The organism is Globicatella sulfidifaciens DSM 15739 (assembly GCF_900167405.1).
In the GTDB taxonomy this organism is placed as follows: Bacteria; Bacillota; Bacilli; order Lactobacillales; family Aerococcaceae; genus Globicatella; species Globicatella sulfidifaciens.
Genome location: NZ_FUWO01000017.1, coordinates 14443 through 37254, shown reverse-complemented (window position 1 = coordinate 37254; position 22812 = coordinate 14443). Strand labels below are relative to the sequence as shown.

Here is a 22812-nt window from a genome sequence, read left to right as displayed (position 1 = left end):
GTCTTAATGAGGCTGAGAATAATCTTGACCAATTCACTCAGATTTGTGCTCGATAATTAAAAGCGCAGTGGTTGAGTGGTCTCAAACTGCGTCTTTCGACTTGTTTGAGGCCTACTCAACTGTGCGGGGGTAGGCCGACGAAGCGAAAATCATTCGATTTTCTACTTCTGGTCTACTCCCAACTGTGCGGGGGTAGGCAGACGAAGCGAAAATTATTCAATTTTCTACTTCTGGTCTACTCCCAACTGTACGGGGGCAGACGAAGCCAAAATTATTAAATTTTCTACTTCTTGCCAACTTCCTCAACAAGCATTAGCGATTTTTGGAGTCTAAAATAATGGTTACTGGGCCTTCATTGATTAAAGCCACATCCATCATTGCCCCAAATTCACCAGTAGCTACTTCTACATCGTAACTTCTTAATTCTTCATTAAATTGTTCGTATAGCGCTATTGCTAAATCAGGCTTAGCAGCTTCCGTAAAGCTAGGACGATTGCCTTTCTTGGTTTGCGCATAGAGAGTGAACTGACTAATTGATAAAATAGAGCCTCCCACATCTTTTAAAGACAAGTTCATTTTTTCATTCTCGTCTTCAAAAATACGCATCTGCACAACTTTTTTAGCACAGTATTGAATATCCTCAAATGTATCAGTGTGAGTAAATCCTACTAACAGCATTAATCCATGTTGTGTTTCCCCTAACAAGGTATTATTAACTGTTACTGAGCTTTCTTTTACTTTTTGAATAATAACTCTCATTTAATTCATCCTAATTATGTATTTGCGACCCGTTCTACTTCATGAACATCGGGTATATTGCGCAATTTATTCATTAAATCATTCAATTGAATAGTATTAGAAATGGCTACTTTAATGGTGACTGTCGCCGTACTATCCGCATCGACGCGTCCATTCACATTTTTAAGATTTTTTACAGTGTGATTAACCACATGCAAAACATCATTAATCAATCCTGAACGGTCAAAACCAATGATTTTAATTTCAGTTTCATAATCTGAGGTTAAATCTGCTTTATTTTCCCATTCAACATCAATCGTCCGTTTCAATAAATCTGGTTCATGCACTAAGTTTGGACAATCTTTGCGATGAATTGAAACACCACGTCCGCGAGTAATATAACCGACAATATCGTCTCCTGGTACCGGATTACAACAGCGGCTTAAGCGCACCATTAAGTTTTCGACCCCATTGACTACCACACCACTTTCATGAACGGTACGTGGCATTTTATTATCTGCTGCTTCTTTTTTAATGGTTTGAATCGGTTGTTTTTTTACTTCTGTTGTTTCTTCCATAGGTTTTAAACCTAAGAAGTTAATGATGGTTTGTGGAGATAATTCTCCTAAGCCTACCGCTGCATATAAATCTTCTAAGCTATTAAAGTTAAACCGTTCTAATAACTCTTTATCACGATTTTTCTTATTCAATTGCTTTAATGAAAAGCCAACCGGTTTAAATTCACGTTCTAACATTTGTTGGCCTGATTCACTATTACGATCACGATCTAATAATTTAAAAAATCGTTTAATGCGATTACGGGCCTTACTCGTATGAGTTAATTTTAACCAGTCACGACTTGGACCATTTGAATTGGGATTGGTTAATATTTCAATAATATCGCCATTTTTTAAAGTATAATTTAAGGGGACAATGTTACCATTAATTTTAGCACCAATAATTTTATTTCCTACCTCAGTATGGATATGATAGGCAAAATCAATCGGACCTGATCCTGCAGGCAATTCAAAAACATCCCCTTTTGGAGAGAAAATATAGACTTGGTCTTTAAATAAATCTTCTTTAACAAAATCCATAAATTCACTAGCATCTTTTGCTTCATCTTGCAATTCAACAATTTCACGGAACCATTTCATTTGACGTTCAATATTTTTTTCAGACTCTACTTTATCTGTTTTGCCTTCTTTATAAGCCCAGTGGGCAGCGACCCCATATTCTGCTACTTCATGCATCTGATGTGTTCGAATTTGAATTTCGACTGGTTTACCATATGGTCCAATGACAGTTGTATGAATCGATTGATACATATTCGCTTTTGGCATCGCAATGTAATCTTTGAAACGACCGGGCATTGGTTTCCATTTAGTATGAATAATTCCTAGTACTGCATAACAGTCTTTAATAGTATCAACCAACACTCTTACTGCTAGTAAATCATAAATATGGTCAAAATCTTTATTTTGGTCGACCATTTTTCGATAAATTGAATAAATATGTTTAGGTCGTCCATATACATCAGCCTTAATGTCCATTTCAGCTACAGCTTCGTTAATCTCGACGATGGCTTCTTGAATATATTTTTCACGTTCATCACGTTTAGCATCCATCAATCGTACAATTCGATAATATTCAGCTGGATTAATGTAACGGAGCGCTATATCTTCCAATTCCCATTTTATCGCATTCATCCCGATACGATCAGCTAATGGAGCATAAATCTCAATCGCTTCTTGTGATTTTTCCACTTGCTTTTCTGGTTTTTGAAATTTTAATGTGCGCATATTATGTAAACGGTCAGCTAATTTAACCATCACGATACGCATATCTTTGGCCATCGCCAATAACATTTTACGATGGTTTTCTGCTAGCGCTTCTTCTTTACTTTGAAATTTGACTTTACCTAATTTGGTAACACCGTCGACTAAAAACGCAACAGTACTCCCAAATTCAGACTCAATATCTTCTAATGTGTATTCGGTATCTTCAACGACATCGTGTAAAAAGCCCGTTACTACTGTTGCAGGATCTGCTTTTAATTGAGCTAAGATTCCAGCTACTTGAATAGGATGTATGATATAAGCTTCTCCTGATAATCGTACTTGATTACGATGGGCATGGGTGGCATATTCAAGAGCTTTTTTTATAAACTGTACATTTTTGTCATTCATATATTCTTTACATATGTCGATTACTTCTTGTGCAGTTAAATCTTGAGTACGAGCCATTTTTTTCACCTAATTTCTGTTAAAATATGTACCACTAATTATACGATAAATTTGTATATTCTACAATGTTAACTGATTAAAAAAGCCTTAGACTATCATGTTTTACTGTTTGGGAGTAACCAATTGTCCTCGTTGTAAAAACATTCAGTCTAAGCTTTATTCATTAATTCTTTAAATTAACTGTATCTAATTATTTGCCAATAATTGCAATACCTTTTGATGCACCAATACGTGTTGCGCCTGCTTCAATCATTGCTAACGCTTCTTCGGTATTAGAAACACCACCACTTGCTTTAACTCCCATATCTGGTCCAACTGTTTCGCGCATTAAGCGAATATCTTCGACCGTTGCGCCACCTGTTGAGAAACCAGTTGAAGTTTTCACAAAATCAGCATTCGCTTTTTTAGCTTGTTGGCAAGCTTTCACTTTTTCTTCATCTGTTAATAGACTTGTTTCAATAATAACTTTAACAACCACTTCTGATGGTACAGCATCTACGACTGCTTTAATGTCTTGATATACTAACTCCCAATCACCTGCTTTAGCGGCACCAATATTAATTACCATATCCACTTCATGAGCACCATTTTTAACTGCTTCAGCTGCTTCATAAGCTTTTAATGACGTTGTATTTGCCCCTAGAGGAAAACCAACAACCGTACAAACCTTAACATCACTGTCACTTAATAAAGACGCTGCATAAGGTACCCAAGTTGGATTAATACAAACAGACATAAAGTCATGTTCTATTGCTTCTTGACATAAGACTTCAATCATTTTCTTAGTTGCTTCCGGTTTTAAAATGGTATGGTCAATATATTTTGCTAAATTTTGATTCATGATCTTCCTCCAAATTTATAATTCTAATTGATAACTTAATGCACTTAAAAAGTATACAGGCGCCGTTTCAGCTCTTAAAATCCGTGGACCTAAGCTACAACAGATAAATCCAGCCTCCTCTAATTGGCTCACTTCCTCTGGAGTTAGTCCCCCTTCAGATCCAAAGACCATTAATAGACGATCACTTGCTTTTAAATGAATTAACGCTTCTTTTAACTGAGCATGTTGACCCCTTTTGGCAGTTTCTTCATAAGCGATTAACTTAATTGTATAATCATCTGCTAAATTAATCAATTGCTTTAAAGAGGAGAGTTCATTAATCGTCGGAATTTGTACTCGATGACTTTGTTCAGCCGCTTCTTGAGCAATTTTTTGTAAGCGCATCATTCGCTTAGTTGCTTTTTCCCCAGGCCATTTCATGACATCGCGTTTCAATGTGAGTGGATAAAACTGAGTCATCCCACACTCTGTTGCTTTTTGAACAATCCATTCTAATTTATCATTTTTCGAAAGACCACAAGCAATTGCAACCTCACTTATAGGAAATTCAGATTGATGTTCAATTTCACTCTCAATTATCGCCATCCCAAACGAACCCTGTTTGGCTGCTAAAGAAGCCAAATATACTTGTTGCTTTGTATCAACTAGTAAAATATGCTCTCCAGTTTTACCACGCATGACATCATAAATATGATGCGTAATCTCAGCGTCTAAAATGACCTGTTGACCAATTGTTAAACTATCTTCTATAAAATAACGTTGCATCTACTCTTGCTCCTGCTTTTCTAAAATTAATGAAACCCACTCACCCATTATAGTCTTTTGATACAATATCCAACCTCGAGTTCGTAACTCTTCTTCAAGTCCGTGGCTTTTTGATATTAGAATACCACCTAAAATTAACCAACCATTTTCTTTTAATAGACGTTCGGCATCGTCTAACATTTCAATAATGATATGCGGTAAAATATTTGCAACGATAATATCAGCCTTAGTCTCTACCCCTACTAAAAGATTATTTACAGCAAAATGAATGCCTTCTTTATCAGGTTGATAATTTAAATTTTCATTGGCACTGGATACTGCTTGTGGATCTAAATCATATCCGTGAACCGTTTGAGCGCCTAATGCTTTCGCAATGAAGGTTAAGATACCGGAACCTGTACCAACGTCTAAAATGGTTTCTCCCCCACGCATCACGATTTCTAATGCTTGAGCCCCTAATTGAGTTGTTGGATGATTACCGGTCCCAAAGGCCACGCCAGGATCTAAATAGACTATTTGTTCTTGCGGTTGAGCTTGGTAATCATCTTGCCAAACAGGAACAATTGTTAAATAACGACTGATTGGCTGTGGGTGATAGTGTTGCATCCAGTTCTTTTGCCAATTCTCATTTAACTGTTTATTTTGTGTCAATTTAAACGGTATTTGGTTGAATAATTTTTTAATCGAAAATTCTAATTCAGAAAGTTCCATCGGTTCGTTAAAATAAGCAATGATTTCGGTATCGCGATCCAATACTTTTAACATCTCTTCATCAAAAATTTCTCCAAATAGATTTTCATCATTTTCTAGGTAACCTTGTGCATAATTTACTTCTACACCAATAGAACCTAATTCAAAAAACAAATTGGACACTAATTCAATTAATTCGCCTTCCTTATTAGTCGTTTCTAATATTACTTTATACCAATTTTTTTCCTCCATATAGACCTCTTTCTAATCAACTATCGGCAAAAATAATGCTTGTTGATTATATTGATTTGTTTGCACGAGGCGCTCTTTAATGATTTGATAGTCCTGTTCTTGCCAAGTAATTTCAAAATGATCGATAGAATCATCATGGATAAAATCATACCATTCAGCCTGTGCTTGACTTGTTTTATGCTTTAAATATTTAAAGATAGCTGTCACTTCTCCTGTAGGAATACCTTTTGTCTTATCAACTACAAAACGTTGAATCACATTTGGTGTGTAGAAATGGGCAGCTTGAGGGTCAACAAATAAAACTTTGCATTCGTACAATACTGTCTCATCTGCTTGGTCTAAATTTAATTGAATATCATTATTATTTTCAAATTCAAATTGTAAAACCAGTTCAATACAATGCCAATCTTCTTGCCAACTTAACTGCCACTCACAATGAAAATATAATTCTTCTAATAAATAATGTTGATAAGTTAATAAATTATGTTGTTGCATCGGTTCACCTTCTTTCTTCTATTATGCTTTATTAAAACTTTAAATTCAATAAAAAGCTAGCTTTAAGAATTTTTTTAATTACTTTTCTAATTCTTTACTAGATATTTTCGACAATAAATGGCATAATATAGATTATATGGCATTTTTTTACCGCCATAATTTTAAAAAAATTCTCATTTTTAACTAAAATGATTCTTAATGTTGTATAATACAATCGGATTGAATATTAAGAGGTGATATACTTGGCAGAGAAAAATTTAACAGCAAAAGATATTTTACAAAAAGAATTTACCCGTGCAATGAGAGGGTACAATACAGCTGAAGTGGATGAATACTTAGATAGTATTATCCGCGACTATGATTCTTATCAAAAAGAAGTTACTCAATTAAAAATTGAGAATGAACGTTTAATTGGTAAAGTTGATGAATTAACAAAACAATTAGCCTTAAACAAAAAAACTTCCCCAACTACACCAGGTAGTGGCGTGACCAATTTTGATATTTTAAAACGTCTTTCTAACTTAGAAAAGCATGTTTTTGGCTCAAAAATAAATAATGTTGATAATACCATTGACTATTCACAGGTAAACAAATAAAATGAGAAAGTTAACTAAGCAAATTTTAGGTAATCGCGGCTAATAATTAGTTGAGGAAAGTCCATGCTCGCACACGCTGAGATGCGTGTAGTGTTCGTGCTTAGCGAAACCATAAGCTAAGGCAATTTAATTGACGGCAGTAAAACACACTAAGGTCTACGGACTATGTGTTAGTATACTTGAAAGTGCCACAGAGACGAGTTTCATTGGAAACGATGAAAGTGGAACGTTGGTAAACCCCTCGAGCGAGCAACCCAAACTTTGGTAGGGGCGCTTCTTCTATACGTAAATGAACGGAAGAAGGAGACACGTAAGTGTAGATAGATGGTTACCCTTCGTTTTATCTGCCTAGGATAAATCGATTGACAGAACATGGCTTATAGAAATTTGCTTTATAGGATTTGAGGGTGGGACATTGTCCTGCCCTTTTTGTAAATTGTCGACAAAACAAAGGAGAACACATGAAAAATTACCATTTACTAGCAACGGCTGCTGCTGGCATCGAATCGCTGGTCAATCAAGAATTAAAAAAACATGGTTACCAGACTCAAACTGAAAATGGTCGCGTACGCTTTGATGGCAATGCACGCGATATTGCTTTCACCAATCTTTGGTTAAGAACGGCTGATCGCATTAAAATTATTTTTGGTGAATTTAAAGCCACAACATTCGAACAACTCTTTGATCAAACCTATGCTTTACCCTGGGAGGACATCTTACCATTAGATGCAGAATTTCCTGTCAGTGGTAAATCACAAAAATCAAAATTACATTCTGTTCCTAATTGTCAACGTATAGTTAAAAAGGCGATTGCCAAACGTTTAATGGAATACTATCATCGTCGCACTCCCCTTGCTGAAACGGGAGCAAAATATCCTATTGAAGTAGCCATTAATAAAGATCATGTGATGATAACACTTGATACGAGTGGCTCTAGTTTATTTAAACGTGGCTACCGAATTGATAAAGGTGGCGCCCCATTAAAAGAGAATATGGCTGCTGCACTAATCATGCTCACTACTTGGCATCCTGACCGTCCTTTATATGATCCTACTTGCGGTTCTGGTACGATTTTAATTGAAGCAGCGTTAATTGGACACAATATTGCACCCGGCTTTAACCGTTCATTTGCAGCTGAAGAATGGACTTTATTAAATCCTGAAGTATGGGAAGATGTACGCAATGAAGCAGAAAGTTTAGCCGACTACGATCGCCAATTAGATTTATTAGGCACTGACATTGACCATCGTATGATTGAAATCGCCAAACAAAATGCGCTTGAAGCTGGTGTGGCGGACAGTATTCAATTTAAACAAATGCAATTGAGTGATTACGTGCCCGATAAAGAATTTGGCATTTTAATCGCCAATCCACCCTATGGAGACCGTTTGTTAGATGAAGAGAAGGTTCATGAACTTTATCGTCAAATGGGAAATATTTACCGTCAAATGCCAACTTGGAGTAAATATATTTTAACTAGCGATGAAAACTTTGAAACCTATTATGGTGAAAAAGCAACGAAAAAACGTAAATTATATAATGGTGCCTTGAAAGTTGATTATTATCAATTTTGGAGTACGGTAAAATAAGTTTTTTAAAACAAATCCATTTAGTACCCACCCCGGTATAATTCGCCGGTTCTGATGAGACTAAATGGATTTTTAATTAATCTAAATAAAACAATAACATAATTTCTTGTTGGTTGCGTAACAGTAACTGATAAGTAAATTGATTAATGTTACTCGGTGCCGACTCTTCTAACCCCATTGAATAGAGTAAAAAATCAATCCATTGATGACTCGTTAAAGCCAAATCATCATAAAATGGAAATAATCCGAAATATTGTAAACGAAACTGTTCCTTGATAGTTTCTTCTAAATGAGGATTATCCTTGTTACAGTAATGCTCTATTTGTTTTAAACCTTCTTGATAAAAGCTTTGTTGGTGGTAAGCGACTAATTCATTAATCGATACGTTTTTCGAATTACTAAACCAATACCAATTAAATGAAGCATCAATATGATGAAAAATACAATAATGCACAATATCAGCTTTTAAATAATTAAAGACCGATGGATGCTCTAAAATAGTTTGATAGAGAGGTTGGACTAATGAAAAATCTAATAAATAAAGTTCTTTTAACTGCGTTAATAGATGATATTGCCCTTTAGCTAATGTAGTTGTTAACCACTGATCAACAGTCCCCTCACTGACTAATTCTTCTACGGTTAATTTCAGTAGATTTAAGTTTTGATAGCGTTCAATTTTTTCATTAATTTGATTTAAATCAAAATTTTGTTGATTCAATTGTTGTTTTAGCTGTGTAAATTTTAATAAACGTTTGTCAACTGGTATCATTAAATCCATGGACTCCACGTACAGCTTTACAAGGGATTCGTCTTTAAAGATATCGTCTGTCTGTGGATAGTATTGTTCCCAAACAGCCATCAAGTTTTCTAGTTTATTAAAAATAAGACAAGCGTGAACTAACTCTAAAAACACTTCTTGCTCAAAAGAAAGAGCTAATGATTTTTGAAAAAAGTCATATCCCTTCTCAAAGTCGCCTTTCTCCAAAGATTGAACACCTTTACGATAGAAATTTTCATGATTATTTGGTAAATTGATAATATCAGACATATGATTTCCTTTCAGAAAGTTGGTATATAATGGTCAAAATTTATACAGATGCTGCTTTTGATCCTAATAAAAAAATGGCAACGATTGTGACGCTTTATCATCAAAGCAATCAACGTTTTCAATTTAGTGAGTTTGTCCCGCATATTGAAGACAATCATCAAGCCGAATTTAAAGCTATGATATTATGCCTTGAAAAACTGATACAACAACAGCTACAGGACCAATTGTGCCAAATTTATAGTGATAGTAAAATCGTCATCAGTTCCATTGAAAAAAAGTATGTAAAAGATGAACGTTATCAACCCTATCTTAACAAAATCCTCTTTTTAAAGAAAAACTTCTCTTTAATTTTTTTCAATTGGATTCCTGAAAAACAAAATTTAGCCGCTGATCAGCTGGCTAAATCTGTCTTACATAAGCATATTAAAGCAATAAAATAATAATAATAATTGACTGCCTTTCAATATCTTATGGGCGTAAAGTTTCTCTCTTAACTAAATGCGCATCGAAATAATTGGCAGTTTTTTTCAATTTTTTTCCATCAATTCTTTTCATTAATAATTCCACACATGCGCGACCCATTTGCTCAACTTCTTGTTTCATCGTAGTCATTTTAGGTGAGGCAATGCGATCAAGAAAGACTCCATCAAAACCAGTGACCCCATATTCTTCAGGAATAGTCCCTTTTTTCAAAATAGCACGTTGTACTCCGACGGCAATGCGATCTGTAGCACAAATAAAACAAGTATTTTTAGGATATTCTAATCCATCTACCATTGCTTCTGCTGCAGTTGAAGAATTTTTTACTTTATAAATTTCATGACCTTTTTCTGGTCGAGTAGCCAACGCATCTTTAAACCCTTTTTCACGATTAACTGCAAACAATTCTGGAACATCGATGCCCACATATATATAATGGTCATATTCTTTTTCTAATGCATAGAGGGTCATATTTTCAACGCCATGTTCATTATCAGAATCGACAAAAGGTAAGTTTATATCATTTTCACCAAAAACTATCAAGGGCTCCTTGATTTCTTTTACCCATTCGTAATCTTCACGAGTCATACCTGAAATAATAAAACCGTCACAGCGTCCTAAATCATAAGTATTTTCAGTCACTAATTGTAATGCATAATGATATTGGTCCAAACCTTTCGCAATACCATTAATTAAATGCATGAAATAAGGCTCTGTACTATCCATCTCTTCTAAAATCAAGACTTTTACTACCATTGTTCTATTTTGCGCTAGGGCGCGTGCTACTGTGTTAGGTTTATACCCTAATTCTTTCATAACATTATGAACTAATTCTTTTAGTTCGTCTGTTACTAAGTCAGGGTGATTAATCACTCGTGATACAGTCATTTTAGAAACATTTGCTTTTTTAGCCACATCTTTTAAGGTTACGATGAGAATCCCCTCCCTGTTCTATTAAATTATACCCCAATTTTAAAAAAATGTCATTTTTCCTTAGTTATTTTGAAACACCTTGTTTCTTATGAAAATATAATATACTTTCAATGAAAACGACTCTCATCAACTGAAATAACATCAATAGATGTTGAGGCTGGGCATAAACCTGATAAATTTAGTTAAGATTATTGTTCATTAATTAATAGCGCAGTGGTTCAGTGGTCTCAAATGGCGTCTTAACGAGATTGAACATAAATTTGAAAAATTCAGTCAAATTAGTGCTTATTCATTAAAATCGCAGTGGTTGAGTGGCCTCAAACTGCGTCTAAATGACTTGTTTGAGGCCTACTCAACTGTGCGGGGGTAGGCAGACGAAGCGAAAATTATTCAATTTTCTACTTCTGGTCTACTCCCAACTGTGCGGGGGGCAGACGAAGCGAAAATTATTTAATTTTCTACTTCTTGCCCACTCCCATAAATTTGATAACTTCAGTAAAGTTAATACGCGCTCATTAAAAACCAAGGATTGGGTGGTATTAATCTGCGTCTTAAAGATTTGTTTGAAGCCCCTCCAACGCTGCAGGAAAGCAAGACGAAGCAAAACTCAATCGTTTGCTCGCACTCAATCTTTAGTAGTCCAACAAAAAACCTAATTCTTGTGGTTTACACTAAAAGTTGTAGTGGCTTAATCATTTGCTCCCCTTACCTAACAATCAAATAAAAAACCGCCGAATTTATCTATTACTCTAGATATTCAGCGGTTAATGCGTTGTTTAGATTAATGAAGAGTCAGTTATGCTTGATAATGATATTGACGCTTATAATCTGTTATACCTGCAAAGTAAAAACCAACTTCATCAGCGGTTAAAGGTGCTGATTGGCCATCGTTGACTAACTGTTTTTCTAAAAAGATGGTTTCATATTGTTCAACAGTTAAAGCATCTCGTCGATCTAAATGTTGTTCAATCTCTTCTGAGTTAACATATTGACGATAATCGGGTTGTAACTGACCAATTAACAATTCAGAAACGGCTCCTGAACCGTAACTAAATAAGCCAATTGTTTCTCCAGCTGATAATGTATCATCTTTAGCTAATAATGATATTAGACTTAAGAAGAGCGAACCTGTATAAATGTTCCCTACTCGTCTATTTAAAACACGTGATGCATCATAATGAGAACGCCATTTATCTATTATAGGATGTGATCCTTTGGCTTCTTCGTAAGCATTTAATGCCTTTAATCCCATTTTAGTAAACGGTAAATGGAAGGTCATCGCTTCGATACGCTCTAATAATGAAGGATTCATCGCCTCAACATGTTCTAATACTTTAACAAATTCATCTTGATATAGCTTGGTTGAAAAATGACCATCAACCATTGCATATTCAGAATCATTAGGACGCCAGAAATCGAATTGATGATTCGTATGCATGAAACTTTCTTGACGAATGGTCAATATTTTTGGATTGGCGCTAACTAACATTGCGATGGCTCCTGCCCCTTGAGTTGGTTCACCACTGGTATCTAATCCATAACGTGAGATATCAGTCGCTATGACTAATACTTTTCTTTCTGGTCTTAAACGTACATAATCGCAAGCTAATTGCAAGGCAGCAGTTGCGCCATAGCATGCTTGTTTAATTTCGAACGCTTTAGCAAAAGGGTTTATTTCTAATAAGCCATGTACAAAAGTCGCAATTGATTTTGAGTGGTCTACACCGGATTCGGTACCAACAATAACCTGATCAATTAAACCTTTATCTTCCTCTGTAATAATTTGGTTGGCTGCATTAGCAGCTAAAGCAACGACATCGCTAGCTAAGGTTGGAACTGCCATTTGTTCTTGACCAATTCCAATGGTCCATTTATTAGGATCTACACCACGATAGGTTGCTAATTCTTTCATATCGATATAATACTTAGGCACATATAGGCCTATTTTATCAATTCCTACCTCTAGTTCTTTCACAATATCCTCCTAATCTATGATGTACTTCTTCAAGCCACTATAGTATATTAACATATTATTTTAAAAATTTGTTATCTTTTGAAAAATATTATCGGTTTTGACGCATTTTTGCAAGTAATTCAGTAGCCACCGAAATACTAATAGTCTTTTCTTGCCTTTTTAAAAGTTCAATTAAACGTGGAGCTTCTGCCTCATTAGCCCCTGCTTGAATCGCTAACTGGCGCGCATGTAAACTCATGTGACCTTTTTGAATACCTTCTGAAACCAAAGCTCTTAACGCAGCAAAATTTTGCGCTAAACCAACTGCAGCGATTATTTCACTTAACTGTTGTGCATCAGGATTACCTAACAAAGCCAATGATTGTTTTGCCTGTGGATGCACCGATAAGGTTCCACCCACTGTGGCGACCGCTAATGGTAGTTTAATTTTACCCACTAGATAATCTTCTTCAATCTTCCAATCAGTTAATGATTGATAGTCTCCGGTATGACTCGCATAAGCATGTACGCCGGCACTGACAGCTCGCCAATCATTACCGGTCGCCATTAAAACGGCATCAATCCCATTCATTATTCCTTTATTATGAGTGGTTGCCCGATAGACATCTAAATGTGCATATTCACTAGCTGCCACTATATTTTGCGCTAATAGCTGACTGTCTGCTTGGTTATTAGCTAAAGAGAGAATAGGAATTTTAACCTTAGCCGTTACTAATGATTCGGGTTGATAATTCGATAGAATACGCATCAAAGCAACACCATTGACTAACTGTTCGATTTCCTCACTCAGTGCTTCTAATACATGATTAATCGCATTTGCCCCCATGGCATCACAAGGATTAAAGCCAAGATAAACGGTAAAGTACGATTCAAAAGTTTTAGTCCAAATACGAGTAGGACCACCACCGCGCTTTACCATATTGATGGAAAATGATTTAGCTAAATCCAGTAAATAGTGTTCTTTTTTTTCAATCACAGCAGTCGCTTGTTCAGGGTCTATGACTTCTTTCAAAATAATTTGCCCAATTAATTCACGTGGCTGACTTGTAGTGATAATATTCCCAACCCTTTTAGCACCATTACTAGCCGCTGCAACCACGGAAGGTTCTTCTATCACCATAGGAATATGATAAAGTTGTCCATTAATTTGAAAATTTGGCGCAATTCCCATTGGTAAGGAATAATTTTGAAAATAGTTTTCAATCATCGCATCTGCCGTTGTTTCCGTTAATTGCGTATCTGATTCTATAAAAACATCAGGAAAATTTCCCTTTAACACTGCTCTTCTTTGCTCGGGTGATAAACGATATAAACCTTTAATTTCAGTCACCGATACAACCTCTTTTCTTTCGTAATAAATAGCATCATTCTATATCGAAACTCGTTGAACTTATCTTATTCGATGTATTCTATCACTTTGATTCACTATCGATACCATATAAAAATAGGCAAGGCAATGATAAAAAATGTTGCCCTGCTTCAAGTAAAATCTCATTATATTATGTTAACACAAAAGACCTTTTATGATTGTGTTACATTATTCATTCATTGCTTCTGTTGTGTTTTCTTCTAGAATAGCATCTACGTCATCAAGGTTATCCATTTCTGTCGTCTCATTATCCGCTTCTTCTGATGCTAATTCATCAACTACTTCTAAATCTTCGTTAATATATTTTACCAATTTCGGTTCCCATACAAAATTCCCCACATACATCAACTCTGTCGCTTCACCTATTTCTTCTTCTACAATAATTTCCGATTCATCGCCCGTCATAAACTCTTCGACTTGTTCCACTTCAGTTGATTCTTCAACCGTTGTAGTTGCGTCCTGATAGTCTATTGAATCATCGGGAGATACCTGAATATAAATTTGTATATCTTGATTTTGCCAATTTTGTTGATACGTATATTTATCTAGAGCAAAAGTTTTAATGATTGTTGTTTTTTCACCCGGATCTAAATGCTCGCCATATAATTCGTTAATTAAAATATAATCACTTTGAATAGTGTCGCCATTAATGACTAAATTAACTAAACTATCGGTAGGTAATAAAGTATGATCGGATTGATTGTCAATTTCGATTTGTAATGAAACAATCACTTGCCCATTAGGGAAATATTGGAATGATTCTTTATAATTTTCATTTGGGGTAAAGTCCGAAATTTCAATACGTTTTAAAGTAAAATTAACTTCACCATCCGTATCTTTTTCTTCAAGGATTTCATCAGCTAACAGCTCTTTTTTTCCCCACCATTCAGCAGAAATCCGATCTTGAATCTGCTTATTCTTGTCTAATAATTCTTGTTCAACCGTGTCAGTGAGGGGTAAATATAAAGGTAAGACATACCCTAAATCGGTTGAGCTAAGGCCTACAATACTATCGGCATCCAGTCTGGGTGGTACAACTGTTAAATTAAACGAATTTTGCTCTTTAATATGCTCAAAATCCTCTTTAGTTAAACTATAAACTAAATACCCTTCGACAGTGGAAGTTGGCAAGATAGCACCTTGGTTATCACTTAATAAAATTTCATATAAATTCCCTGATTGCAAAGGATACAATCCTGAAGTCGCCAAACGGGCAACCGGTGCATTCGGATAGCTTAATTTTAGTTCATCAATTGGGAAATAGAAAGTTTCAGCCGTTTTGTTAGTAATAGCTATATTAACGATTACTATAGCTCCTTCATCACTATCTGATGACTTGATACCCAATAGTTGATCATCCGACTTCGCTTCATAAACCACCATTTGATTAACAGAAATATCAAATTTATCTTGTGATTGTGTAATAGTTTTCGAAGTACGATAAATTTCTTCCCCTACTTCTAAATTATCAATGGTTTTTACCGCTTCTTCTACTTGTATAAACTCAGGAACTAATCGAATGTCGACTAATTTTTCTGGAACTTCCGTTGTTTCTTCACTTTCAACTACTGTGCTTTCTTCAGCTTTTTGTTCAATAAATTGATTGTATTTTTGATTAACTGAGTCACAACCGCTCAGTATCATGCTTACTATAGGTAATAGTAAGAGTTTATTTTGCTTTATTCTCATCGTTTTTTCTCTGTACTTTCATTAATATTTTTGCTTTCCATCATTGAGTCAATCACCGGTGTACTACCGGTTGAATAGTCAACAATTGGTTCTTGATAAGCAGGATTATTCTCACGATACCATGTATATATTTCTGAAACTATTACTTTTAAGACAGCAAAAGTCGGTATTCCTATAACCACGCCAACCACTCCAAATAACTTACCACTGGCTAATAACACCATCAGTATCGTCACAGGATGAATTTGCATACTATTGCCTAATACTTGCGGTGAAATAAATCGACCTTCAATCGTTTGTTCGACCACCATCACAATAATTACTTTAATCAGCATGATGGGTGATGTTATTAAACCAACAATTAATGCCGGGATAATCGCAATAAACGAACCTAAATAAGGAATGATATTTAATAGACCCGCAAGCACTGCTAGCGTTGTTCCGTATTCAAGACCAATAATCGCATATCCTATCGCAAATATTATTCCCACACAAATTGCCACAATAATTTGTCCACGAATATATTGAGATACTTGATAATTACCTTGATATAGCATTCGACTGACTATTTGGCGATATTTTGTCGGTATAAAATATAGAATTTTTTTCGGAATTCTATCGGACTCTACTAATAAATAATAAGTAAAAATTGGAATTGTTAAAAGTCCTGTAAATATGGTAGTTACCGTTCCAACAAAACTTCCTAATCCACCAAAGGTGGAGGAAACAATACTATCAATTCGTTGGCTAAATCCTTCTGTTGAGAAACCATCAATTACTTTCTGTAAGTCAATGCCTAATTCAGGCAAAGCATCATTAAAAGAAAATGGTAAATCTTTAAACATTTTCATTAAAGTTTCGTAATAATTAGGAACATTTTCAATGAAGGTATTGACTTGGTCACGCACAATCGGAACAATGGAACCAATACTTAAACTGATTGCTAAAATTAAGAAAATAAAAATTCCAAATACTGATATCGATTTTTTTACCCCACGATTATGTAATTGATTGACTATCGGGTAAAACAAATAGTATAAAACCGCACTCGAAACAATTGGAAAACCAAATATTTCGAATAAAGTTAAAACTGGGGTAAATATATAAGCTAATTTGGTCATTAAGAAAATAATAATTAAAACTAATAAAATAATCATTAAAGTCGTAACCATTTTACTGTTTAAAAAATTATGCCAAAATAAAGGATGGCGTGCATCTGTTGATTTTTTATGACGTTGATCCATCAAAATCCTCCTTTTATAAAGCGATACGTTTATTTTACCATATTTTAACTAAAAAGAGATACTACTAAAGACCTAAAGGCTATTTATTAATAAATTTTAATAATGTTTTGAATTTTTTTAATCAGATGTTATACTATAAATAATCAAATACTGCTTTTAGGAGGAACATACGTGCAACAAACTTACTTTTTAGGCGGATACACAAAAAGAGTTAATAAAGGAATATCCTCAGTCACATTTGATCCAAGCAAGACTAAATTTGGACCAGTTATCCCTGTTTCTGCGCTCAATAATCCAACTTGGTTAACCCTTAATGAAAATAAAGATACATTATTTGCGATTAGTAAAGCAGATAAAGGTGGTCTGACAGTACTGAAAAAAGATGCCAATGGTATTTTTATTACGCAATCAGAATGCTTTGCAACTGATATTCCTGGGTGTCATATTTCATATCATGAAGCAACACGTACTGTTTATGTTTCGAATTATCACCATGGATCCATCGATATTTACCGTTATAGCGAAGCAGGAGAACTCTCTTTCATTGAGCAAGTCACTCATTCTGGCTCAAGCGTTCATAAAAATCAACAATCACCTCATGTTCATATGACTCATTTTAGTAAAGATCAATCACAACTATATGTTTGTGATTTAGGAACAGATGAAGTGTATGTCTATGATATTCAAAATGATGGTTCACTGTCAGAATTTTCAGTAACGAAATTTCCAGCCGGCACTGGACCACGTCATATCACACTTCACCCAACCTTAGACGTAGCATATGTCATTGGTGAACTGGGTAACACGACTTCAGTTGTAAGAATTAATGAAGATAAAACCTTAACCGTCATTAATACTTTACCAAATGTGGACGCTTCTGAAGTAGAGACCTCAGCTGGTGCAGCTATTCGTATTACTCAAGATGGTCAATTCTTGTATTGTTCAACTCGTTTTTCAAATTTAATTACCGCATTCAAAGTGGACTCTGTTGGAATGTTAAGTGAAATCCAAAGAATTTCAACTTATGGTGAAATTCCTCGCGATTTTATCTTGGATGAAACTGAAAAGTTTTTACTGATTCCACATCAAGACACCAATATGATTACAGTATTAAATCGTGATACAAAATCTGGTTTATTGAAAAAAGCTAAAGTTACGGCCTTAGCACCAGAATGTGTCAATATTGTCCTTGCGTAATTATTATTTCTAGCACATTCAATTCGAATCTATTGGCAATCGAAATGATAATATATAGTTGCAAAAGGTTTGGCAAAACTTCCATTATGCCAAACCTTTTTATTTTATATATCTTTTAAAGTGCCATATTTTTCTTCAATGGCCATTCGCACATTAGGTGGTACCATATCACTGATATCACCTTTAAAATAAGCCACTTCTTTAATCATACTTGAACTTAAATAACGATATTCTTCGTTGGCATACATTAACACTGTTTCCAGAGATTCAAATTGTTTACGATTAATAATCGCAATATTGCTTTCATATTCAAAATCTAGAGCATTGCGTACGCCTCTTAATAAAGCGACTGCATTTTTATTACGATAATAGGTTGCCACTAAGCCATCAGAATAAACTTCTACCGAAACATTTTTAATTCCCTTAACAGCTTCTTCAATTAAGGTAACACGTTCATTCGGTTTAAAAAGCCCTTTTTTAGTTGTATTAACTGCAACGAGGACAATTAATTCATCGAATAATTTGCTGCCACGTTCAATTAAATCCAAATGACCTAAGGTCAAAGGATCAAAACTACCTGGAAAAATTCCGATTTTTTTCATTTTACTCTACTTCATCCTCCCATTCATATAAATGAATTACTGTTAATCCATATTGCTTCTCACGATATTTAGACCATTGATTGATTGTCTCAGGTAAAGTTGTTTCATTATCAGTTTCACACATAATAGTCGTATCTTGATTGATAAAACCGTGTTGTCCTAACCATTTAATATCCTCAACAATTTTCTCTCGTTTATAAGGCGGATCAATTAAGATTAAATCAAAAATAACGGTTGGATGTGCCGTTTGATATTTTTTCAAACTCGCATAATTATCTCCAGCTAATAAGGTAAAACGCTCAGTTTCTTTAGTCATTCCAATATTATGTTTAATCGTTGCAATTGCTGCTCGATGTTTTTCACAAATAACCGCATGATCCATTCCTCGTGACACAGCTTCAATGGCTAGACCACCTGTGCCACCATATAAATCCAAAACGATGCCCGATTGACAACGACTTCCTAATAAATTAAAGATACTTTCTTTTATTTTATCCGTTGTCGGACGCGTATTTTGTCCTGGGACTGCTTTTAAAGGACGGCTGCCATATTTTCCTGCTACGACTCTCATTGGCGATCATCCTTATTTAACAGTGAATCACGTAATGATTTTAAAAATGAATCATAATGGACATCACCAGTTACCGTATCTTCCTCTGCTTCAACTACCGATTTTTCTTGGAGTATATCTTTATCTTTACGATTGGGAATTGCATCCTTCCAAGTCATATCAATATCATCGCGGTAAGAAATTTCGACTTTTTGAACAAAATGTAATTTATTTAATTTTTCAATTATCTCATCTTGTTCATCACGATTTACATATAAGATAACATAACGTAATCGATTGCTAATGAAATGAACATGCCCATATTTTCGAATATTTTTTACTTGTTTTAAGGTATAGAGCCACACAACCAGCGCTTGACGCTCAATTAATTCAAATTCCATTCTCATCACTCCAGTCTACTAATGAATCATCATCCATCTCATTCTCAAAACTTGTTGATTGTTTTCTCTCCATTGATTCTCCTGAATAAATTTCATTAGCTGGTATTGTTTTTTTACGATTATTATTAATTACCAAAGGTGAATGCTCTTCATTTTGTTCATGAATGAACATTGCCTCTACTACTCCGATTGCAATCAAACTAACCATGATACTGGTCCCACCATAGCTAATAAACGGTAAGGTCACACCCGTTAAGGGCAATAGACTTAGTGCACCACCAATATTAACAATCGACTGCACCAAAAACATAATTGCAATCCCCATTGTTAAATGACGACGATAGCTATCTTTCAAGGTGGTCGCTATTTTAAGTATATAAATCATTAAGAAAAAGAAAAAGATTAAGAAAATACTAATGCCTATAAGTCCTACCTCTTCTCCCATAATTGAAAAAATAAAGTCTGTATGCGCAGCCGGTAAATGATTTCTTTTGACTAGTCCCTTTCCTAGTCCTTTACCAAATAACCCACCATTACTAAAAGCGGTCAGTGATTGAATAATCTGATAACCTGAACCTAATTCATCGATAAAAGGATTAGTAAAAATACCAATACGTGCTTTACCATAATTTCCCGATGCAATTAAATTTGGACCATAAATATTCGACACCAAACGCAACATGAGATAGCCTAACATCAGGATGCCATAAATTATCGCGATTCCTTTCTTGGAAAACCAACTGTGGCCAAAAATCAATATCAAAATTAGACCAATAATTAGAATAGTCCCATAATCAGGCATTTTTAGTAATGCAATTAAAGTCATAGATAATATAATAAAACTTATTAAATGAAGTGGCTCTTTTTTTATCTCTTCGATTATGTCATTCAAGGTTTCAGATGGCTGTTTTAGTAAACTTGGAATCTTTAAAACTGTATTAGTAACCAAATCTAGATCGCTAAAACTTGCATACCACGCAAATAAGGCGATTAACGCTAGTTTTGATAATTCGGAAGGTTGGAATGAAAAACCGCCAATTGATAACCAGTTTGCTGCACCACCACGTTCTTCCTCAAATAATGCAGTATATAACATCATTAACATGAACGAACCTGAGATAGTCAAGATTAATGGTAATGAGCGATACCATTTACTAGGAATTAAAGGCATCAAAAACAATCCCACTGAACCAATTATGACCGCTCTAAACTGGCTAAAAACTAAACTTACTGCTTCATTGGTTCCATTACTATTTGTCTGATACATAGAGGCACTAAAGACAAAAATCATTCCAATAATCACTAAGATATACGTCATTAACAACAGTATATGATCTAAGGTTAAAAAATAATTGCGTATGGCCAAATATCCATTTTTAAGCCATTGTAACCCTTTTCCATTCTTGAAAGATAGCTTAAATTTTGTTTGATTTAATTTCATGAATGGCCTCCTCTCAGTTTCATTATTATAGCATAAATGAAAGTTTGAATGGTACTTTTACAAAATTTTCTTCGTAATAACAGCAAATCAGTTCATATTAAATAACAGACCGATTTTATTTTTAACCTGTATTTATATAAAAAAGAACCGTTGAAGGAGTGAACTATCCGTTAAAAATAAAATGATTCTTGCTTCGTCTGTCTCCCCGCACAGTTGAGTGTGGGCAAGAACTAATAATTTTCGTTTCATCGTCCATCCATCACTCAACCACTACACTTTTAATTAACTTGCAATAACTTGATTGAATTTACAATGTTTATGCCTTTCCTCTTTAAGACGAAGAGAGACCATTCAACCCCTGTGCTATAAAATAAACAGATGAAACAAACGAATTATTAAAAGTTTCTAGCACCCCTCATTGCCCCTATTCATTATTTTCAAGGTCAAAATATGGAAATTACTTGATAAAAATAGTGAAGCACTATACACTATTATAGTGTCATAATTTTTAGATACACAAATGGAGGAATGAAATGCAAACAAATGAAATAGCAAAAACAGAAAGTTGGTTCTTACGATTTATTAAAGGAATGTTTATTGGTTCAGGATTTATCGTTCCGGGAATCAGTGGCGGAGCTTTAGCAGCTATCTTTGGTATGTATGAACGTATTATTCGTTTTTTATCCAATATAACCAAAGACTTTAAAGAAAATGTTATCTACTTTATTCCGGTAGGGTTCGGAGCTTTGGCTGGTATTGTCTTCTTCTCTTTCGGAGTAAGTTGGGTTTTAGAAAATTATGAAACAATCGTTCGATGGTTCTTTGTCGGATGTATTGTAGGTACTGCTCCTTCATTATGGGCAGAGGCAGGCAAAAAAGGACGTCAGCAAAAAGACATCATCGTAATGGTGATTGCATTTATCTTTGGTTTTGTTTTATTAGTCTTTGGCCAACAATTATTCCAAGGTCAAGTTGCAGCTAATTTTATTAGTTGGTTTATCTCTGGTGCCTTAATTGCACTTGGAATTTTAATACCTGGTCTTAGTCCTTCTAATTTTATTATGTATATGGGGCTTTATCAAAAAATGTCAGATGGTTTTAAAACATTAGACTTTAGTGTTATTATTCCGATTGCCTTAGGTGGCTTAGCAACCATTGTTTTATTATCCAAATTAATTGCTTATATTTTTGATCGTAATTACTCTGGCTTCTTCCACTTTATTGTAGGTGTTGTCATTGCTTCGACGATAGTCATCATACCGACAGATTATGCTGGTTTTGGTTTTATCCAATATTTTGCATGCCTATTATCATTATTAGGCGGTACGCTATTAGGTTGGTGGATGTCTCAATTAGAAGAAAAATATAAATAAAAACAATCCATAATTAAAATTAATGACTCGTTCTTACTTTTGACGTTTCAAATGAAAAATAATTTTATTAGATGACTTTTATACTAATTAATCACAAATAAATAGACTGAACAGTAATTTATTATGAACAGCCTTCTATCTAACTGATAGAGAGCTATCCATCATTTCTGTTCAGTCTTTTTGTATATCCAAATACATTTAATTTCGTTGTATTATATAGTTAAGTTTATCCAAAGATAAAGTTCGACCATTAAAATATTATACGGTAACAGCCGATTACTAAAATGAGTAATATCGA

21 protein-coding genes and 1 other RNA gene are annotated in these 22812 nt (G+C 34.5%); 6 read left to right on the top strand and 16 right to left on the bottom strand.

What is annotated here, in order from left to right:
* Positions 1-312 precede the first annotated feature (312 nt).
* The 6 genes from dtd to B5D12_RS08375 form a co-directional block, all read right to left on the bottom strand.
* Positions 313-759 carry a D-aminoacyl-tRNA deacylase gene (dtd, locus tag B5D12_RS08400; protein ID WP_078756399.1) on the bottom strand — a complete coding sequence of 149 codons (447 nt, stop codon included), beginning with the start codon at positions 757-759 and terminating at the stop codon, positions 313-315.
* A gap of 14 nt (positions 760-773) precedes the next feature.
* The gene (locus B5D12_RS08395; protein ID WP_078756398.1) at positions 774-2984 is read right to left on the bottom strand and encodes a RelA/SpoT family protein; all 2211 of its coding nucleotides are present in this window, start codon (positions 2982-2984) and stop codon (positions 774-776) included.
* A 190-nt stretch (positions 2985-3174) separates the two neighbouring features.
* Positions 3175-3825, bottom strand: coding sequence for a deoxyribose-phosphate aldolase (gene deoC, locus B5D12_RS08390; protein WP_078756397.1), 651 nt, complete (start codon positions 3823-3825; stop codon positions 3175-3177).
* A 15-nt stretch (positions 3826-3840) separates the two neighbouring features.
* On the bottom strand, positions 3841-4590 hold the full coding sequence (locus tag B5D12_RS08385) for a 16S rRNA (uracil(1498)-N(3))-methyltransferase (protein WP_078756396.1): 750 nt from the start codon (positions 4588-4590) through the stop codon (positions 3841-3843).
* The gene (prmA, locus tag B5D12_RS08380; protein ID WP_078756395.1) at positions 4591-5532 is read right to left on the bottom strand and encodes a 50S ribosomal protein L11 methyltransferase; all 942 of its coding nucleotides are present in this window, start codon (positions 5530-5532) and stop codon (positions 4591-4593) included.
* Between the two features lie 12 nt (positions 5533-5544).
* The gene (locus tag B5D12_RS08375; RefSeq protein ID WP_078756394.1) at positions 5545-6027 is read right to left on the bottom strand and encodes a DUF3013 family protein; all 483 of its coding nucleotides are present in this window, start codon (positions 6025-6027) and stop codon (positions 5545-5547) included.
* 242 nt (positions 6028-6269) lie between these two features.
* Between B5D12_RS08375 and gpsB the strand changes: the two genes are divergently transcribed.
* The 3 genes from gpsB (at position 6270) to B5D12_RS08360 (ending at position 8212) form a co-directional block, all read left to right on the top strand.
* Positions 6270-6623 carry a cell division regulator GpsB gene (gene gpsB, locus B5D12_RS08370; protein ID WP_066126240.1) on the top strand — a complete coding sequence of 118 codons (354 nt, stop codon included), beginning with the start codon at positions 6270-6272 and terminating at the stop codon, positions 6621-6623.
* A gap of 21 nt (positions 6624-6644) precedes the next feature.
* Positions 6645-7008: RNase P RNA component class B (gene rnpB, locus B5D12_RS08365), an RNA gene on the top strand.
* A gap of 76 nt (positions 7009-7084) precedes the next feature.
* Positions 7085-8212: a THUMP domain-containing class I SAM-dependent RNA methyltransferase gene (locus tag B5D12_RS08360; protein WP_078756393.1), complete on the top strand. Its 1128-nt coding sequence runs from the start codon at positions 7085-7087 to the stop codon at positions 8210-8212.
* A gap of 76 nt (positions 8213-8288) precedes the next feature.
* Here B5D12_RS08360 and B5D12_RS08355 read toward each other — a convergent pair whose 3' ends face one another.
* Positions 8289-9260, bottom strand: coding sequence for a hypothetical protein (locus B5D12_RS08355; protein ID WP_078756392.1), 972 nt, complete (start codon positions 9258-9260; stop codon positions 8289-8291).
* A 29-nt stretch (positions 9261-9289) separates the two neighbouring features.
* On the opposite strand from B5D12_RS08355, the gene B5D12_RS08350 reads away from it, so the two are divergent.
* Complete coding sequence (locus tag B5D12_RS08350; protein ID WP_078756391.1) at positions 9290-9700, top strand: ribonuclease HI family protein; 411 nt, start codon at positions 9290-9292, stop codon at positions 9698-9700.
* Positions 9701-9728: 28 nt separating this feature from the next.
* On the opposite strand, the gene B5D12_RS08345 is transcribed toward B5D12_RS08350, so the two are convergent.
* The 5 genes from B5D12_RS08345 to B5D12_RS08325 form a co-directional block, all read right to left on the bottom strand.
* Positions 9729-10655 (bottom strand): LacI family DNA-binding transcriptional regulator, encoded by a 927-nt coding sequence (locus tag B5D12_RS08345; RefSeq protein ID WP_234982951.1) that lies wholly within the window; start codon positions 10653-10655, stop codon positions 9729-9731.
* Positions 10656-11469: 814 nt separating this feature from the next.
* Positions 11470-12648, bottom strand: a complete 1179-nt coding sequence (locus tag B5D12_RS08340; protein WP_078756389.1) for a hydroxymethylglutaryl-CoA synthase — start codon at positions 12646-12648, stop codon at positions 11470-11472.
* A gap of 88 nt (positions 12649-12736) precedes the next feature.
* On the bottom strand, positions 12737-13978 hold the full coding sequence (locus B5D12_RS08335; protein ID WP_159443907.1) for a hydroxymethylglutaryl-CoA reductase, degradative: 1242 nt from the start codon (positions 13976-13978) through the stop codon (positions 12737-12739).
* Positions 13979-14185: 207 nt separating this feature from the next.
* Entirely contained in the window at positions 14186-15706 is a 1521-nt protein-coding gene (locus B5D12_RS08330; protein ID WP_078756388.1) for a hypothetical protein, read from the bottom strand.
* Positions 15703-16950 carry an AI-2E family transporter gene (locus B5D12_RS08325; protein ID WP_078756387.1) on the bottom strand — a complete coding sequence of 416 codons (1248 nt, stop codon included), beginning with the start codon at positions 16948-16950 and terminating at the stop codon, positions 15703-15705. Before B5D12_RS08325 ends, B5D12_RS08330 begins: the two co-directional genes overlap by 4 nt.
* Before the next feature lie 171 nt (positions 16951-17121).
* Here B5D12_RS08325 and B5D12_RS08320 point away from each other — a divergent pair, with 171 nt between their 5' ends.
* The gene (locus tag B5D12_RS08320; RefSeq protein WP_159443906.1) at positions 17122-18147 is read left to right on the top strand and encodes a lactonase family protein; all 1026 of its coding nucleotides are present in this window, start codon (positions 17122-17124) and stop codon (positions 18145-18147) included.
* Between the two features lie 104 nt (positions 18148-18251).
* On the opposite strand, the gene coaD is transcribed toward B5D12_RS08320, so the two are convergent.
* The 4 genes from coaD to B5D12_RS08300 are packed head-to-tail and all read right to left on the bottom strand — an operon-like array spanning position 18252 to position 21141.
* Positions 18252-18749, bottom strand: a complete 498-nt coding sequence (gene coaD / locus B5D12_RS08315) for a pantetheine-phosphate adenylyltransferase (RefSeq protein ID WP_078756385.1) — start codon at positions 18747-18749, stop codon at positions 18252-18254.
* A 1-nt stretch (position 18750) separates the two neighbouring features.
* Entirely contained in the window at positions 18751-19320 is a 570-nt protein-coding gene (rsmD, locus tag B5D12_RS08310) for a 16S rRNA (guanine(966)-N(2))-methyltransferase RsmD (RefSeq protein ID WP_078756384.1), read from the bottom strand.
* Entirely contained in the window at positions 19317-19700 is a 384-nt protein-coding gene (locus B5D12_RS08305; protein ID WP_078756383.1) for a YlbG family protein, read from the bottom strand. The genes rsmD and B5D12_RS08305 overlap by 4 nt, the downstream gene beginning before the upstream one ends.
* Positions 19690-21141 carry an FtsW/RodA/SpoVE family cell cycle protein gene (locus B5D12_RS08300; protein ID WP_078756382.1) on the bottom strand — a complete coding sequence of 484 codons (1452 nt, stop codon included), beginning with the start codon at positions 21139-21141 and terminating at the stop codon, positions 19690-19692. Before B5D12_RS08300 ends, B5D12_RS08305 begins: the two co-directional genes overlap by 11 nt.
* A gap of 533 nt (positions 21142-21674) precedes the next feature.
* Between B5D12_RS08300 and B5D12_RS08295 the strand changes: the two genes are divergently transcribed.
* On the top strand, positions 21675-22514 hold the full coding sequence (locus B5D12_RS08295; protein WP_078756381.1) for a DUF368 domain-containing protein: 840 nt from the start codon (positions 21675-21677) through the stop codon (positions 22512-22514).
* The last annotated feature ends 298 nt before the right edge of the window (positions 22515-22812 follow it).